Source organism: Sulfurimonas sp. HSL3-2, from assembly GCF_039645965.1.
GTDB classification, from domain to species: domain Bacteria; phylum Campylobacterota; class Campylobacteria; order Campylobacterales; family Sulfurimonadaceae; genus Hydrocurvibacter; species Hydrocurvibacter mobilis.
Genome location: NZ_CP147917.1, coordinates 1814614 through 1829056, shown reverse-complemented (window position 1 = coordinate 1829056; position 14443 = coordinate 1814614). Strand labels below are relative to the sequence as shown.

The 14443-nt window shown below is 40.6% G+C and carries 14 protein-coding genes and 1 rRNA gene; 13 read left to right on the top strand and 2 right to left on the bottom strand.

Features of this window, described 5'->3' with window-relative positions:
- Nucleotides 1-5: 5 nt before the first annotated feature.
- Genes ribD through xseA form a run of 3 tightly spaced genes read left to right on the top strand, consistent with a single transcriptional unit; the run spans nucleotide 6 to nucleotide 2961 of the window.
- The gene (gene ribD, locus WCX87_RS09155) at nucleotides 6-992 is read left to right on the top strand and encodes a bifunctional diaminohydroxyphosphoribosylaminopyrimidine deaminase/5-amino-6-(5-phosphoribosylamino)uracil reductase RibD (RefSeq protein WP_345979392.1); all 987 of its coding nucleotides are present in this window, start codon (nucleotides 6-8) and stop codon (nucleotides 990-992) included.
- Nucleotides 993-998: 6 nt separating this feature from the next.
- Nucleotides 999-1709 carry a bifunctional demethylmenaquinone methyltransferase/2-methoxy-6-polyprenyl-1,4-benzoquinol methylase UbiE gene (ubiE, locus tag WCX87_RS09150; RefSeq protein ID WP_345979390.1) on the top strand — a complete coding sequence of 237 codons (711 nt, stop codon included), beginning with the start codon at nucleotides 999-1001 and terminating at the stop codon, nucleotides 1707-1709.
- Nucleotide 1710: 1 nt separating this feature from the next.
- A complete protein-coding gene (xseA, locus tag WCX87_RS09145; protein WP_345979389.1) occupies nucleotides 1711-2961 on the top strand; it encodes an exodeoxyribonuclease VII large subunit in 1251 nt (416 codons plus the stop codon).
- Between the two features lie 47 nt (nucleotides 2962-3008).
- Here xseA and sppA read toward each other — a convergent pair whose 3' ends face one another.
- Both sppA and WCX87_RS09135 read right to left on the bottom strand, forming a co-directional pair.
- Complete coding sequence (gene sppA / locus WCX87_RS09140) at nucleotides 3009-3878, bottom strand: signal peptide peptidase SppA (RefSeq protein WP_345979388.1); 870 nt, start codon at nucleotides 3876-3878, stop codon at nucleotides 3009-3011.
- A complete protein-coding gene (locus WCX87_RS09135) occupies nucleotides 3879-5099 on the bottom strand; it encodes a metal-dependent hydrolase (RefSeq protein ID WP_345979387.1) in 1221 nt (406 codons plus the stop codon). It abuts the gene before it with no gap.
- Between the two features lie 97 nt (nucleotides 5100-5196).
- Here WCX87_RS09135 and aroQ point away from each other — a divergent pair, with 97 nt between their 5' ends.
- The 10 genes from aroQ (at nucleotide 5197) to WCX87_RS09085 (ending at nucleotide 14385) form a co-directional block, all read left to right on the top strand.
- On the top strand, nucleotides 5197-5670 hold the full coding sequence (gene aroQ, locus WCX87_RS09130) for a type II 3-dehydroquinate dehydratase (protein ID WP_345979386.1): 474 nt from the start codon (nucleotides 5197-5199) through the stop codon (nucleotides 5668-5670).
- A gap of 9 nt (nucleotides 5671-5679) precedes the next feature.
- A complete protein-coding gene (gene folK / locus WCX87_RS09125) occupies nucleotides 5680-6168 on the top strand; it encodes a 2-amino-4-hydroxy-6-hydroxymethyldihydropteridine diphosphokinase (RefSeq protein ID WP_345979385.1) in 489 nt (162 codons plus the stop codon).
- Nucleotides 6165-7439 (top strand): flagellar biosynthesis protein FlhF, encoded by a 1275-nt coding sequence (gene flhF, locus WCX87_RS09120; RefSeq protein ID WP_345979384.1) that lies wholly within the window; start codon nucleotides 6165-6167, stop codon nucleotides 7437-7439. The genes folK and flhF overlap by 4 nt, the downstream gene beginning before the upstream one ends.
- Complete coding sequence (locus WCX87_RS09115) at nucleotides 7436-8311, top strand: P-loop NTPase (RefSeq protein ID WP_345979383.1); 876 nt, start codon at nucleotides 7436-7438, stop codon at nucleotides 8309-8311. Before flhF ends, WCX87_RS09115 begins: the two co-directional genes overlap by 4 nt.
- An 18-nt stretch (nucleotides 8312-8329) precedes the next feature.
- Entirely contained in the window at nucleotides 8330-8665 is a 336-nt protein-coding gene (locus tag WCX87_RS09110) for a hypothetical protein (protein ID WP_345979382.1), read from the top strand.
- On the top strand, nucleotides 8662-9348 hold the full coding sequence (locus WCX87_RS09105; protein WP_345979381.1) for an RNA polymerase sigma factor FliA: 687 nt from the start codon (nucleotides 8662-8664) through the stop codon (nucleotides 9346-9348). Before WCX87_RS09110 ends, WCX87_RS09105 begins: the two co-directional genes overlap by 4 nt.
- A 1-nt stretch (nucleotide 9349) precedes the next feature.
- Entirely contained in the window at nucleotides 9350-10444 is a 1095-nt protein-coding gene (gene fliM, locus WCX87_RS09100; protein ID WP_345979380.1) for a flagellar motor switch protein FliM, read from the top strand.
- Nucleotides 10445-10448: 4 nt separating this feature from the next.
- Nucleotides 10449-11324: a flagellar motor switch protein FliY gene (fliY, locus tag WCX87_RS09095; RefSeq protein WP_345979379.1), complete on the top strand. Its 876-nt coding sequence runs from the start codon at nucleotides 10449-10451 to the stop codon at nucleotides 11322-11324.
- Between the two features lie 77 nt (nucleotides 11325-11401).
- Nucleotides 11402-12424: a tRNA 2-thiouridine(34) synthase MnmA gene (gene mnmA, locus WCX87_RS09090; protein ID WP_345979378.1), complete on the top strand. Its 1023-nt coding sequence runs from the start codon at nucleotides 11402-11404 to the stop codon at nucleotides 12422-12424.
- Between the two features lie 442 nt (nucleotides 12425-12866).
- Nucleotides 12867-14385, top strand: a 16S ribosomal RNA gene (locus WCX87_RS09085).
- Nucleotides 14386-14443 lie beyond the last annotated feature (58 nt).

Genomic DNA, 14443 nt, shown 5'->3' with positions numbered 1-14443 from the left:
TTTTTATGGATTTAGCGCTGAATGAAGCGTGGAAATCACAAATTCTTACATACCCAAACCCTGCAGTAGGATGTGCTGTTATCAAGGCTGAGAGTGAACTGCTCTGTGTCGAAGCACACAAAAAAGTGGGTGGACCTCATGCAGAGGTCTTAGCACTTCAAAGTGCGTACTTCAAACTTACAGATGATAAAACAATCCTATCTTTGACATCTTCACATGAGATCCATAACTATCTTTTAAAAAATCATAACGGCTGTTTTACAGACTGTACTCTTTTTGTGACACTTGAACCATGTGCTCATGAGGGAAAAACACCTTCTTGTGCAAATCTTATTTCTAAGCTCGGTGTAAAAAGAGTCGTAATCGCAAGTGCCGATGAGAGTCAAAAAGCTAAAGGCGGAAGAGAGATAGTCGCTAATACAGGGACAAAGGTAGAGTTCTCATCTTTAGAGAAAAAGGGAGATGGTCTTTTGTCTCCTTTTTTAAAGTGGAGTGAGGAGAGATTTGTATTTTTTAAATGGGCACAGAGACTCGACGGCACCGTAGACGGCGGAGTTATAAGCTCAAAAGAATCAAGAGAACTTGTCCATAAGATGCGTGACGTCTGTGATCTCATCGTGGTTGGCGGCGAGACTGTACGGGCAGACAGACCTACGCTTGATGCAAGACTTTGCGACGGAAAAGCTCCCGATGTTCTTATCGTCTCACGCACAAAAGAATTTGATAAAAATATCCCGCTGTTTAACGTACAAAATAGAAAAGTGATGATCGAAGAGAACTTTGACAGATTGAAAGATTACAACTGTATTTTAATCGAAGGTGGGTCAAATATGTTCGAACTCTCTAAAAATCATGTAGATTACCATCTTTGTTTTGTATCTCCGAAAAGTGGTGGTAAAATACGTTTCAATAAAAATGATGACCATTTCGATATCTTACATGTAGAGAAGATATCGGATGATATTTTAATGTGGATGAAATTAAAGGGATAGATATTTATGGAAAAACAAGAAAAAATCGTATCGATGTTTGATGATATAGCACCGACTTATGACACTGCGAACCGTGTTATGAGTATGGGTGTAGACAAAAGCTGGAGAAAAAAAGCGTGTGATCTTTCATACAGCTACAATGACAGTGACAGTGTCGATATGATAGTAGACGTTGCCTGCGGTACGGGTGATATGATGGACTACTGGAGAAAGCAGGCTCAAGTAGGTGGAATTGCAGTCGGTAAGATCGTGGGAGTGGACCCATCAAACGGCATGCTTGACGTTGCAAAAGTCAAATTCCCGGATTTTGAGTATCATACGGCTAAAGCTACTGAGATCCCTTTAGAAGACGGAAGTGCGGATATTTTAAGTATCACATACGGCATTAGAAACGTAGTAGAACGTGAAGAAGCATTAAAAGAGTTCAACCGTGTGCTCAAACGTGGCGGACTTGTCGTAATACTAGAGTTTATGAAAAACGAGAATCCGTCACTTCTTGGTCAGATCAGAGATTTTTACATGAACAAGATCCTGCCTAAAGTGGGTGGATTTATCTCTAAAAACCTTGAGGCATACGAGTACCTTCCAAACTCTATCGAGACTTTCTCGACTGTGGAAAACATGCAAAACGAACTCAAAGATGCAGGTTTTGAGATACTTTACACACAAAGTTTTTCAATGGATATCTCTACACTGATAATCGCTCGTAAACTTTAAAATGAATACTCTTAGCGTCTCATCGCTCAACGAACAGATAAAGACTCTTTTAGAGAGCAGCTTTGTCAGAGTCTTCGTCGAGGGTGAACTCTCTCGAATCACACACCATAACAGCGGTCACATCTACTTCACGTTAAAAGACAGCTCTTCATCTATTAAATGCGTTATGTTCAAGGGCAATGCCGCAAAGCTCAGGTTTAAGCTTGAAGAGGGACTAAAAGTCATACTTGACGGCGCTGTTACCGTGTACAAACCAAGAGGCGAGTACCAGATAAACTGTTTTATGATCGAGCCATCAGGGCAGGGTGCTTTAGCACTTGCTTTTGAGCAGCTCAAACAGAAACTTTCTCAAAAGGGTTATTTTAATCCCGAGATAAAAAAACCGCTTCCTAAGTTTCCGCGTAAAATCGCTTTGATCACATCAGCAACCGGTGCAGCTCTGCAGGATATGCTTCGCGTTGCAGGTCAAAGATACAAACTTGTAGAGATCGATATCTATGATGTATTGGTTCAGGGAAATACAAGTGCGCAGAGCATCGTAGACGCCTTACATGTAAGTGATAAAAAAGACTATGATATCATCGTCCTTAGCCGCGGCGGCGGAAGCATAGAAGACCTTTGGTCGTTTAACGAAGAGATCGTTGCCGATGCTATCTTTGAAGCAGAGACGCCGATCGTCTCTGCTGTAGGACATGAGATAGATTATCTTATTTCTGACTTTGTAGCGGATCTCAGAGCTCCGACACCGAGTGCTGCGATGCAGATGATACTGCCTGATACAAATGAACTCTATCAATACATTGATAATATAGCAGGAAGCTATCATAATCTTATTGATTCAAAAATATATAATTTTTCTCAGGCACTTTCACATATCAAAAAGCTTTATGAGCAAAACTCTATTGAAGAGCGCATAAGACAGAAAAAAGCGGAGGTCACTCAACTGGGAGAGAGATTTAATCAGACCATAGAGTTTAAGCTTCAAAATTTACGAAGAGACCTGGAACCTTTACATGTAAGGCTGTCCCATCAGATGCAGACCATACTTTCCCAAAAACAGAACAGACTGAACTCTTTAAAAGAAAACCTGCTTTCAAACGATCCGAAAAAAAGAGTCGTATCAGGCTTTGCACAGATAAGTAAAGACGGCAAGGTCACCTCTTTGGAAGAGTTACATGTAGATGAGAGTTTTGATCTTATGAACGAGAGGTTAAAAGTGACTTCAAAGGTCATCGGGATAAAAGAGTTTTAGTAGAGGATATCCGGCATTACATGTAAGAAAGAATCTTACATGTATAGTTATTGAAGACTAAGTGCAGGAAAGTATGTATTTAGTGTGACTGCAGTCTGCGCTGAGAGTTTTTTGAACAGTTTTTCCATCGGGTCCTCTTTGTTCCAGATAGGATTTTTGACACCCGAGAGTCTTATAAGATCCTCTTGTGCATCAAAACTAACACCGACTTTATCCACTAACCCGACATCTTTTGCCTGATGAGCCGTAAATATATGTGCATTGGCAAAGTAGGGTGCATCTTCTACCCGTAAGCCTCTTGCATTGGCGACATCTGTCACGAACATATTGTAAGTGTCTTGGATCACTTTGTTTAATTCCGCTTTTTCATACTCCGTCCACTCTCTGTCCGCAGTTCCGAGCTGTTTGTATTTTCCGGCGGCTATGACTTGCGATTTGATTCCGATCTTCTGCATCACTTCGCTTAAGTCTGCTCCATGCATGATGACACCGATGCTGCCGACCATACTGCCGGGATTTGCAACTATCTCGTTTGCCCAGATAGAGGAGTAGTAGCTGCCGCTCGCAATTGTCCCGCTGGCATAGACGACGACAGGTTTTTTCTGTCTGAGTCTTTTTATCGCATATGCTACTTCAACAGATGGCGCGACAGCACCTCCGGGAGAATTAACGACAAGCAATACACCCTTTACTCTATCGTTTTGACGCGCATTTTCGATCTTTTGAACGACCTCGTTCACATCCATGATAGGACCGACAAGAGATATTTTCTCAAGGTTGTGCGGTACTAAGGATGAGTCGTCTCTTGGCATAAAGATTAAAACCACGATAAGTATAAAAACCATCGCTTTAAAGTGGTTTTGAATAAAACCGACTGTCGCAGTTATGGGTAAAAAAAGTTTTTTCATACCTTCCATCTATTCTCCTTTTTTCTGGTTTCCGTTAATATATATTTTTGATATATTATATCCATGTAAGAGCAAATGAAGCGGAAGCTGTTCATTTGGCTCGGATGTAAGTTCCAGTACAAGCATATCGGCATTTTTCCCCTCTTGTATCTCTCCGGTGTTGAGTCCAAGTGCATCTGCAGCGTCTTTAGTAACGCTTTTGATAAGTCTTTTTGCAAGCGGCAGCAGGTCGGCTCCGTGGTGCATAAAAAGAGCTATCTTCATCTCTTCAAAAAGATTAAGCGTGTAGTTTGAACTAAGACCGTCCGTTGCACAGATCCATCTGATATTGTGTCTGTCCAGATCATCAAGACTGATAGCACCGTTTCCTAGCAGGCGGTTAGAGATAGGACAGTGAACAACGGTATGTTTTGAGTATGCAAGCTCTTGAAGCTCTTTTTCTGTTGCTTGAACGACATGGGTCATCAAGGTAGGTACATCTTTAAAGTGGCCTAAAAACTCTTTGACATCCGTTACGGCTTTGTCCTGTTTTAAAAAATTTACAAAGAACTCTTTAAAGTCACCTTCGTTCTTTTCCAGCCACTCCTGTTCAGCTTTGCTTTCTAAAAAGTGGGCACTAAGTTTTAATTTCTCGTTTTTTACGATCTGAAGAGCTTTTTTTATAAGGATAGGATGGACCGAGTATGGTGAATGGATAGCGACAGCGGGATAAAACCCCTCTCTTTGTACCGTTTTTGAAGCATCGACGCGTTGCAGGAAGTCATTAAAAAGAGCATCGGCCATACCTGCCTGCGAGCCGATGAGTTCATTAAAAAATACCACGTTTTGAGGGGATGATGCAGCCACATCTAAGTCCATTCCGTGTGAACTGATCGCTCCGTAAGTGGTAATGCCCGATTCAAGCATCATATCGACTGCTTTTTTCATACATGCAGAGTCACATGAGTTTATGAGTTCCTCACGATTTGTTATCACGCTGTAAAGCCATTTTAGAAAATCACCGTATTCCAGTGTCTCTTTATTTGCACTAAATTCTAAGTGGACATGGGCGTTTATCAGTCCTGGCATAAGAAGTGAGTTTTTGCCGAGTTCAATGATCTCTGCGTCCTTGTAAAGTTCTTGTAACTCCGTTAGAGGTGCGATCTTTTCTATTTTATTATCAAAAGCGACGGCTTGGTTTTCTAACAGTTTTTCTGCCGTATATATATAGTTTGGATTTATAATTTTCACAATTACTCTTTTGCTGCTTGGTTTTAAAATATATTATGCTTTATTTTGATAAAATGGGCGCTTAATTAATGTATCTAAAACTAAAAAAAGGTAAAAAATGAAAATTGTAGTGATTCAAGGTCCGAATTTAAATATGTTAGGTGTACGTGAACAACAGTTTTATGGGCCGATGAAACTAGAGCAGATTCACGCTCAAATGAAAGATTTCGCAACTCAAAACGGTATTGAGATAGAGTTTTTTCAAAGTAATTTAGAGGGTGAACTTGTAGATAGAATCCAAGAGTGCTACGGTGAAGTAGACGGGATCATTATCAATCCTGCTGCATATACTCATACATCTATTGCTATCCGTGATGCGATCAGTGCTGTTTCTATTCCGACTATCGAAGTGCATATATCAAACACTTACCGTCGTGAAGAGTTCCGTCAAAAGAACCTTATAGCACCTGTATGTACATCTTCACTTATCGGTTTTGGACCGTTTGGATACCACCTTGCAATGGTAGGGATGTTACAACTTTTCAATGAGATAAAAGCGATGCAAGAAGCTCAAAAAGCACAGCAAGCGTAAGGAATATGGATGATAAAAAAACGTGTCATAAGTGAAAAGCTTACACTTATCTATACGGCATGTTTTCCATATAAAAAACAACAGACATCATCACACAAGTACAAAGTCACAATAGGGATCGGCGGAAATGTGGGTGATGTTTTAAGAAGATTTAATCATCTTTTTTTTAAACTTAGAGATGATGTTCGTGTTGAGGTTTTAGAGACTTCACCGATTTTAAAAAATCCTCCTTTTGGCTACATGGAGCAGGATGATTTTTTAAACTCTGTGATGGTCTTGGCAACGTCGATGCAGCCAAAACAGTTTCTTGACTATCTTATGCGATTAGAGAAAAGATTTTCAAGAAAACGCAGCTTTTCAAATGCACCAAGGACTTTAGATTTGGATATTTTATTTTTTGACGACCGCCGTATAGATACGAAATCTTTAAAAGTTCCTCATCCCGATTGGATGAACAGAGAAAGCGTAGTAATCCCATTATCAAGTATCAGCAGATGAAGATTTTAACTTTTAGCGGTAAAACACCGACAGAAGCATTGAAAAAAGCACAAGCAGCAGTCGGCGAAGATGCTATGCTTATCGAAACACGTGAGATCCAGAAAAAAGCTCTTGGAAAAGAGCCTTTATATGAGATCGTAGTGGGCGTTGATGAAAAACAGACTAAAACAGCACCTCAGGCAAGCAGAGCTAAACCTCTAGAGATGCAAAAGCCTATCAGAGAGGACAGTGAGGATGTTTATTACAATATCTCAAGAGCTGCCAGACAGATATCCGATATTGCAAAAGTAGCGGATGAAGAGGTCTACAGCGGGGAGAGGACTACCCAGGTCGAAGCTCCTCAGCCAAAAGAACTTGTCGATATAAAAGCGGAACTTTCAAAACTCGGAGACAGAGTAAAACTGATCCAAAATATGTTTTGGCAGGAGCGCTCTCCAAATCTTGACCGTGCGATCCCGCCGGAGTTTGCCGAGATATATAAAATGGCGCTTGAAAGCGGTATGAACAAAGATCATTTAGATGAGATGATGCATCTGAGTCTGGAACATATGCCGCTTAAGATGAGAGAAAACTCTGAGACGGTAAAAAGATATTTTAAATCGATCCTTAGAAAAATGGTCCCGGTGAGAATGGAGAGCCTTCCGACACCAACGAGCAAAAAAGTGATCATGCTTGTCGGTCCTACGGGTGTGGGCAAGACTACATCCATCGCAAAACTTGCAGCAAGATACTCTTACTTGATGGAGAAAAGATATAAAGTAGGACTTGTCGTCTTAGATACATATAGAATCGGTGCAGTTGAACAGCTGATGCAGTATGCGAGGATGATGAAACTCGGTATCGAAACGGTTGTGGATCCTCCGGAGTTTTCAAGTGCGTTGAACTCTTTGAGATATTGTGATTATATTTTAATCGATACAATGGGTTCAAGCCCTTACGATAAAGGTAAAATAGAGAAGATATATGAGTGTCTAAACTCTAATACGACGGAGTTCAACATAGACGTCGTTTTAGTTATGCCGAGTTCGATCAAGTACGAGGATCTAAAAGCGACATACGATAACTTTGAGACTCTTGACGTAGATACGATGATGTTTACAAAACTGGATGAGACAAGAGGATTTGGAAATATCTTCTCATTAGTCTATGAAACTAAAAAGCCGATCAGCTACTTTTCAGTGGGACAGGAGGTTCCTGAAGATTTAGTCGTTGCTAACAGCGACTTTTTGGTCGAGTGTTTATTACATGGGTTTAATCGGAGCAAACTATGATGGGGCATCAGGCTGAAAAACTGGAAAAACTAGTAGCATCATCAACTGCCAAAAAATCTAAAAAAACTAGATTTGTTGCCATCACAAGTGGTAAAGGCGGGGTAGGGAAAAGTACTATTAGTTCAAATCTGGCGTATATTCTCTCGCAAAACGGTTTGAATGTCGGTATATTTGATGCGGACATCGGTCTTGCAAACCTTGATGTCATGTTCAATGTGAGTATCAAAAAAAATATCTTACATGTACTCAAAGGTGAAGCAAAAGTCTCCGACATACTTATACCGATAACAAGAAATCTTATTCTCATTCCCGGTGACAGCGGAGATGAGATATTAAAATATTCAGATGAAGCACTTTTTACCAGGTTTATGCAGGAAGCACAGGTCTTGGATAAACTTGATGTCATGATAATAGACACGGGTGCAGGGATCGGCGAGCATATTCAGATGTTTATGAATGCGGCAGATGATGTTATAGTAGTGACTGTCCCTGATCCTGCTGCCATAACCGATGCTTATGCAACTATAAAAACTATCTCATCTATGCGAAATGATATTTCTGTTATAATGAATCAGGTACGCGGTGAGAAAGAAGCTGTGGCAGTATTTGACAAGATAAAAAAGGTCGCATTGTCAAATATAAGAGAGGATCTTAATCTTAGCTATCTCGGTAAGGTGAATTCAGATTCAAAAGTCTCTACGTCTGTCAAGCAAAGAGAACTGGTAAGTGTGATCTGCCCGTCATCTCAACCGGCGATGGATCTGGAACTTATAGCCAAAGAGATAGCTAAAAACTTGGAACGAAATGTGCTAGTTTCATCTAATGAAAGTGGGTTAACGGGGCTTTTTAGACGTTTAATGCAACATTTTTAATCAAAGGGGCGAGTATCTATGTTAGCGGCAAATTTTGTATCTTTTTTTACAGTACAAGGCTTTTTTCTTGGACTTGTCTTTGGATTGTTAAAATCAGACAGTGCTGATGCTTTGCTTACATACACCTTCTTGATCACGGTATTTTTTTATCTATTTTCACATGTGATAGTCGCATTTTATTTCAGAACGCTCGCTGTTAAGACGTATCATTTTGCAAAAAACCGTCATGAGTCCAATCTTGATCACATTGTAAAAGAGATAAACAAAAGAGAAAAGGTGATCGATTCTGCGCATAAGATCACGGATGCGGCTATAAAGATGAACACACAGGATGAGATTAAGGTTGCTGCATGATACATGCATATGAGAATGAGCTGAAACATAAAGAGGACGAACTGGCGATCCAGTATCTTCCTGCAGTAAAAGCTATGGCATTTAGACTCAAAGAAAGACTGCCGAGTTCTGTAGACTTTATGGACCTTAGTGCGATAGGGACAGAAGAACTGGTAAAATTAGCAAGAAGATATGATGAAGCGCAAAACGATTCGTTTTGGGGATACGCAAAAACCAGAGTCTATGGCGCGATGCTTGATTATTTAAGATCTCTTGATGTTTTAAGCCGTTCTAGCAGAAAACTTGTAAAAAGGATCGACTATCTTGTCGAAGAGTATCTTTTGACTCATGATGAAGAGCCTACAGATGCTCAGTTAGCCGAGATGATCGAAGACGAGACGGAAGAGAAGATACATGAAGCCCGTATAGCATCTTCCATATATGCTATTTTACCGCTTCAAGACCAGTTAAACACCGGTGATGAAGGTGAGACATTAGATAGAATCGAGAAAGAGCAGCTTGTTGAGGTTATAATGAGCGTTTTATCCAGATATAGTGAACGAGAACAGATGGTGATTCAGTTGTATTACTTTGAAGAGTTAACATTAAAAGAGATTAGTTCGATCTTAGATATTACAGAGTCAAGGATCTCACAGATCCATAAGTCTGTGATCAAAAAAATTCAAGAGAGTATAGGAGCATAAGATGGCAGATATACTTTCCCAAGAAGAGATAGATGCACTGCTCGACGTCGTAGATGACGGCGAGGATATTCTAGAAGAAGCTTCTAGTGATGAGGTCTATTCACAACGTCAGATAACACTTTATGACTTTAAACGTCCTAACCGTGTATCAAAAGAGCAGTTACGTGCATTCCGCGGTATTCATGACAAGATGGCTCGTTCACTCTCATCACAGATATCGTCTATAATGCGTTCGATCGTAGAGATCCAGCTTCACTCGGTCGACCAGATGACGTACGGCGAATTTTTGATGTCTCTGCCAAATCCGACAAGTTTCAACGTTTTTTCAATGAAACCGCTTGAAGGTAACGGCGTATTAGAGATAAACCCGTCTATTGCTTTTCCTATGCTTGACAGACTGCTAGGCGGAAAAGGTGAGCCTTTCGAATCGACAAGAGAGTTTTCAGATATCGAGTTAAGTCTGTTTGAGACTATTTTACGTGTTATGATGTCAACGCTTAAAGAAGCATGGGGTCCGGTAACCGATCTGTATCCAAACGTCGAGTCAAAAGAATCAAGTCCAAACGTCGTTCAGATCGTTGCACAAAATGAGATCGTCGTCATGGTCGTTATGGAGATAATCATCGGGCATAGTTCAGGGATGATGAACTTATGTTACCCGGTAATATCATTAGAGCCTGTTTTACCTAAACTTGCAAGTAGAGACTTGATGCTAAATGAGACAAGTTCCAAGAAAAGTAGAAACCAAGAACTTCAAGTCCTTCTTGGAGGTGCTCAGGTCAATGTCGAAGCAAATCTAGGTTCTGCAGAACTCGATATGAGAGAGGTCTTAGATCTAAAAGTCGGGGACATCATACGCTTAAATGCAGATGCTAACGATATCGTTACACTCTCTGTCGATGGAAAAGTAAGGTTTAAGGGCGAAATAGGCCTGAGAAGATTTAGAAAGTCCATACAGATAACTGAGATCGTAAAAACAGAAAAAGATGCAGTTAAACGTACATTAGAAAATCTGGAAAAACAGCGTAAAGCGAAGATCAGCGGTGTTAAAGAGATAATGGATGAAGATGAAAACGAGAATGAATTTGAGGAGTAAATAGATGGAAGAGTTTATTAAGCTATTTGAACGTGAAACCGTAGCTACTATAGAAAGTTTAATTGGACAGGCTCCATCTTTAGTAAAAAAAGAGGAGGAGACTTTATCGATAATCTCGAATATCCTGCCTCCTATATCTTTGGTAAAGGTAAGTGTAAGCGGAGATATCGAGGCGAGTATAATGGTCGCGATCTCTCCTGCTCTTGCTACTGCACTCGGCGATATGATGCTAGGCGGCGAGGGCGAGAGTAAAGAGGACATGGATGAAGAGGATTTAGATGCTACAAAAGAGATAGTATCTAACATCATGGGAGCGATCTCAAATACTCTTGGTGCTCAAAAAGAACTTCCGGCAATAACATTAAAAGTCGACAACATAGAGTTTATAAAAGATGACGGCGAGATAAACCTTGATAATTACAGCAAGATGTACGTATATACGTTTACACTTGGCGAGATAAACTCTTTGATGATGCTTATCACAGATAACACATTTGAAACATCATTTCATGCAACTAAAGAGGAAGAGGCGCCAAAAGCTGCTCCAAAAGAGTTGACGCCACCTGTAGTGAGTGCTCCTTCAAGCCATGAAGTCGAACCAGTAGATGCAGGGGATATGAGAAATATTTCATTGATCCTTGATGTCAAGTTACCGGTAAGAGTCAGAATCGGTAAAAAGAAAATGCTTTTAAAAGATGTATTAAATATGGACATAGGTTCAGTTATCGAGTTAAACCAGTTGGCGAACGATCCGTTGGATATTTTAGTGGATGACCATGTTATAGCACAGGGTGAAGTCGTGATAGTAGACGGTAACTTTGGAATCCAGATCACGACAATCGGTACGAAAAGAGACAGATTAAACCAATTAAAATCTTAAGTAATTGAGATATTTGAAAAGCTAAATTTTACAAAATGTTATAATTTCATCATAAATTTATAGAATATAAAAGAGAAATGATGAAGAAAAAAGTTTTAGTCGGTATGAGCGGAGGTGTTGACTCGACCGTATCGGCATTAATACTTAAAGAAGATGGATATGATGTCGAAGGTGTATATATGCGATTGCATACAAAGCCGGGATATCATGAGATCCACCAAGCAAGAGCACAAAAAGCTGCAGACTTCGTAGGAATAAAACTCCATATACTTGATTTAGAAGATATATTTAAAGACAAAGTATTCGATCCTTTTATTAAAACATATGAAGAGGGCGAGACTCCAAATCCATGTGCACTATGTAATAGAAACTTGAAATTCGGTGAGATGGTCAAGTTTGCAGATAAGATAGGTGCAGACTATATTGCAACCGGACACTACATCCAACATGACGGAAAATATCTTATTCAAGCAGAAGATGATACAAAAGATCAAAGCTACTTTCTCTTCTATATAGATAAGTCAATAGTCCCAAGACTTTTATTTCCAATGGGTACACGCAAAAAAAGTGATATTAAACAACTTGCTGCTTCTATTAAAGGCTTAGAGTCTTTTGCATTACAACCTGAATCAAGCGAAATATGTTTTGTCGAAACAACCTATACGGATATCTTAAAAGATTATGTCAATGTTGATAATGTCGGTGAAGTACTCGATATGCAAGGTAATGTCGTCGGTGAACATAAAGGCTATATGTACTATACAATAGGAAAGAGAAAGGGCTTTACCGTAAAAGGTGCGCACGATCCTCATTATGTAGTAAGTATAGATCCGAAGAAAAATCAGATAGTGGTCGGACAAAAAGAGGACTTGGCTTGCTATAGTGTAACATTAAGAGACATTAACATGTTTGATGACAGAACTGAATTCGAATCTACGGTAAAGCTTAGATATAGAACAAAAGCGGTCAAGTGCAGTGTCAAAATAGACAACGGTAAAGCAGAAGTAAAGCTATATGAACCGGTATTTGGTGTAGCTAAAGGGCAAGCAGCAGTTTTTTATGATGATAACAAACTAATCGGCGGCGGCTGGATCTCCTAAATATTTATGAAATATAATATTATTTCATAAATATTACTACTAATTTAATAAAAAAATTACATAAATCAACAAATTTAAAAATTTCTCTAAAATTCTTTCGAAAACCTCTTGACATTGAATTAAAATTTTCCTATAATTCCCGTCCACAAACGATGAGACCTAAAGTTTAGGCCTTGAGAGACGAAAGTTTTTCTAGTTTGAGATCATTGAAAACTAAGCAAGTAAATGACAAGATAACTAACGAAAGTTAGCAGTTTTTGAGTTTACTTAAATAACTAATAACACAAAACAAGGGGACCGCTTTTAGCGTAAGCTAAAATGTTTCCTTGACCGTCTATTCATATATTATATATATGTTTAGATACATACATAAAAGACCATTATCTTCGGATAGTGGCGAAGCCAATGATTTTTCAATCTTGGGCAAAGATTAGACAAACCAATTATGGAGAGTTTGATCCTGGCTCAGAGTGAACGCTGGCGGCGTGCTTAACACATGCAAGTCGAACGGTAACAGGAAGAGCTTGCTCTTTGCTGACGAGTGGCGCACGGGTGAGTAATATATAGTTAATGTGCCCCAAAGACCGGGATAGCCACTGGAAACGGTGATTAATACTGGATACACCTTTTAAGCTCAAGCTTAATCGGGAAATGTCTTTTCGCTTTGGGATCAGACTATATCCTATCAGCTAGTTGGTGAGGTAAGAGCTCACCAAGGCGATGACGGGTAGCGGGTTTGAGAGGATGATCCGCCACACTGGTACTGAGACACGGACCAGACTCCTACGGGAGGCAGCAGTGAGGAATATTGCACAATGGGGGAAACCCTGATGCAGCAACGCCGCGTGGAGGATGACGCATTTCGGTGTGTAAACTCCTTTTATTAGGGAAGAAAATGACGGTACCTAATGAATAAGCACCGGCTAACTCCGTGCCAGCAGCCGCGGTAATACGGAGGGTGCAAGCGTTACTCGGAATCACTGGGCGTAAAGGACGCGTAGGCGGGTTGCCAAGTCAGGTGTGAAATCCTACAGCTTAACTGTAGAACTGCACTTGAAACTGGTAACCTAGAGTATGGGAGGGGGAGATGGAATTAGTGGTGTAGGGGTAAAATCCGTAGATATCACTAGGAATACCGAAAGCGAAGGCGATCTCCTGGAACATAACTGACGCTAAGGCGTGAAAGCGTGGGGAGCAAACAGGATTAGATACCCTGGTAGTCCACGCCCTAAACGATGTTCACTAGTCGTCGGGATGCTTGTCATCTCGGTGATGCACTTAACAGATTAAGTGAACCGCCTGGGGAGTACGGTCGCAAGATTAAAACTCAAAGGAATAGACGGGGACCCGCACAAGTGGTGGAGCATGTGGTTTAATTCGAAGATACGCGAAAAACCTTACCTGGCCTTGACATTGATAGAATTCTGTAGAGATACGGAAGTGCCTTTCGGGGAACTTGAAAACAGGTGCTGCACGGCTGTCGTCAGCTCGTGTCGTGAGATGTTGGGTTAAGTCCCGCAACGAGCGCAACCCTCGTCGTTAGTTGCTAACAGTTCGGCTGAGCACTCTAACGAGACTGCCTTCGTAAGGAGGAGGAAGGTGAGGACGACGTCAAGTCATCATGGCCCTTACGGCCAGGGCTACACACGTGCTACAATGGGGCGTACAGAGAGTTGCGATACCGCGAGGTGGAGCCAATCTCTTAAAGCGTCTCTCAGTTCGGATTGTTCTCTGCAACTCGAGAGCATGAAGCTGGAATCACTAGTAATCGTAGATCAGCATTGCTACGGTGAATACGTTCCCGGGTCTTGTACTCACCGCCCGTCACACCATGGGAGTTGATTTCACCCGAAATCGGGAAGCTAACCTTCGGGGGGCTACCGCTTACGGTGGAATTAGCGACTGGGGTGAAGTCGTAACAAGGTAACCGTAGGAGAACCTGCGGTTGGATCACCTCCTTTCTAGAGTAAGCATTAAGATTCGTTTCTTAGATGCAATACAAAGAAAATCTCACACGAG

Coding starts and splice junctions, on each gene's coding strand:
- ribD (WP_345979392.1), top strand. CDS start 6: ATGGATTTAGCGCTGAATGAAGCGTGGAAATCACAAATTCTTACATAC.
- ubiE (WP_345979390.1), top strand. CDS start 999: ATGGAAAAACAAGAAAAAATCGTATCGATGTTTGATGATATAGCACCG.
- xseA (WP_345979389.1), top strand. CDS start 1,711: ATGAATACTCTTAGCGTCTCATCGCTCAACGAACAGATAAAGACTCTT.
- sppA (WP_345979388.1), bottom strand. CDS start 3,878: ATGGAAGGTATGAAAAAACTTTTTTTACCCATAACTGCGACAGTCGGT.
- aroQ (WP_345979386.1), top strand. CDS start 5,197: ATGAAAATTGTAGTGATTCAAGGTCCGAATTTAAATATGTTAGGTGTA.
- folK (WP_345979385.1), top strand. CDS start 5,680: ATGATAAAAAAACGTGTCATAAGTGAAAAGCTTACACTTATCTATACG.
- flhF (WP_345979384.1), top strand. CDS start 6,165: ATGAAGATTTTAACTTTTAGCGGTAAAACACCGACAGAAGCATTGAAA.
- WCX87_RS09115 (WP_345979383.1), top strand. CDS start 7,436: ATGATGGGGCATCAGGCTGAAAAACTGGAAAAACTAGTAGCATCATCA.
- WCX87_RS09110 (WP_345979382.1), top strand. CDS start 8,330: ATGTTAGCGGCAAATTTTGTATCTTTTTTTACAGTACAAGGCTTTTTT.
- WCX87_RS09105 (WP_345979381.1), top strand. CDS start 8,662: ATGATACATGCATATGAGAATGAGCTGAAACATAAAGAGGACGAACTG.
- fliM (WP_345979380.1), top strand. CDS start 9,350: ATGGCAGATATACTTTCCCAAGAAGAGATAGATGCACTGCTCGACGTC.
- fliY (WP_345979379.1), top strand. CDS start 10,449: ATGGAAGAGTTTATTAAGCTATTTGAACGTGAAACCGTAGCTACTATA.
- mnmA (WP_345979378.1), top strand. CDS start 11,402: ATGATGAAGAAAAAAGTTTTAGTCGGTATGAGCGGAGGTGTTGACTCG.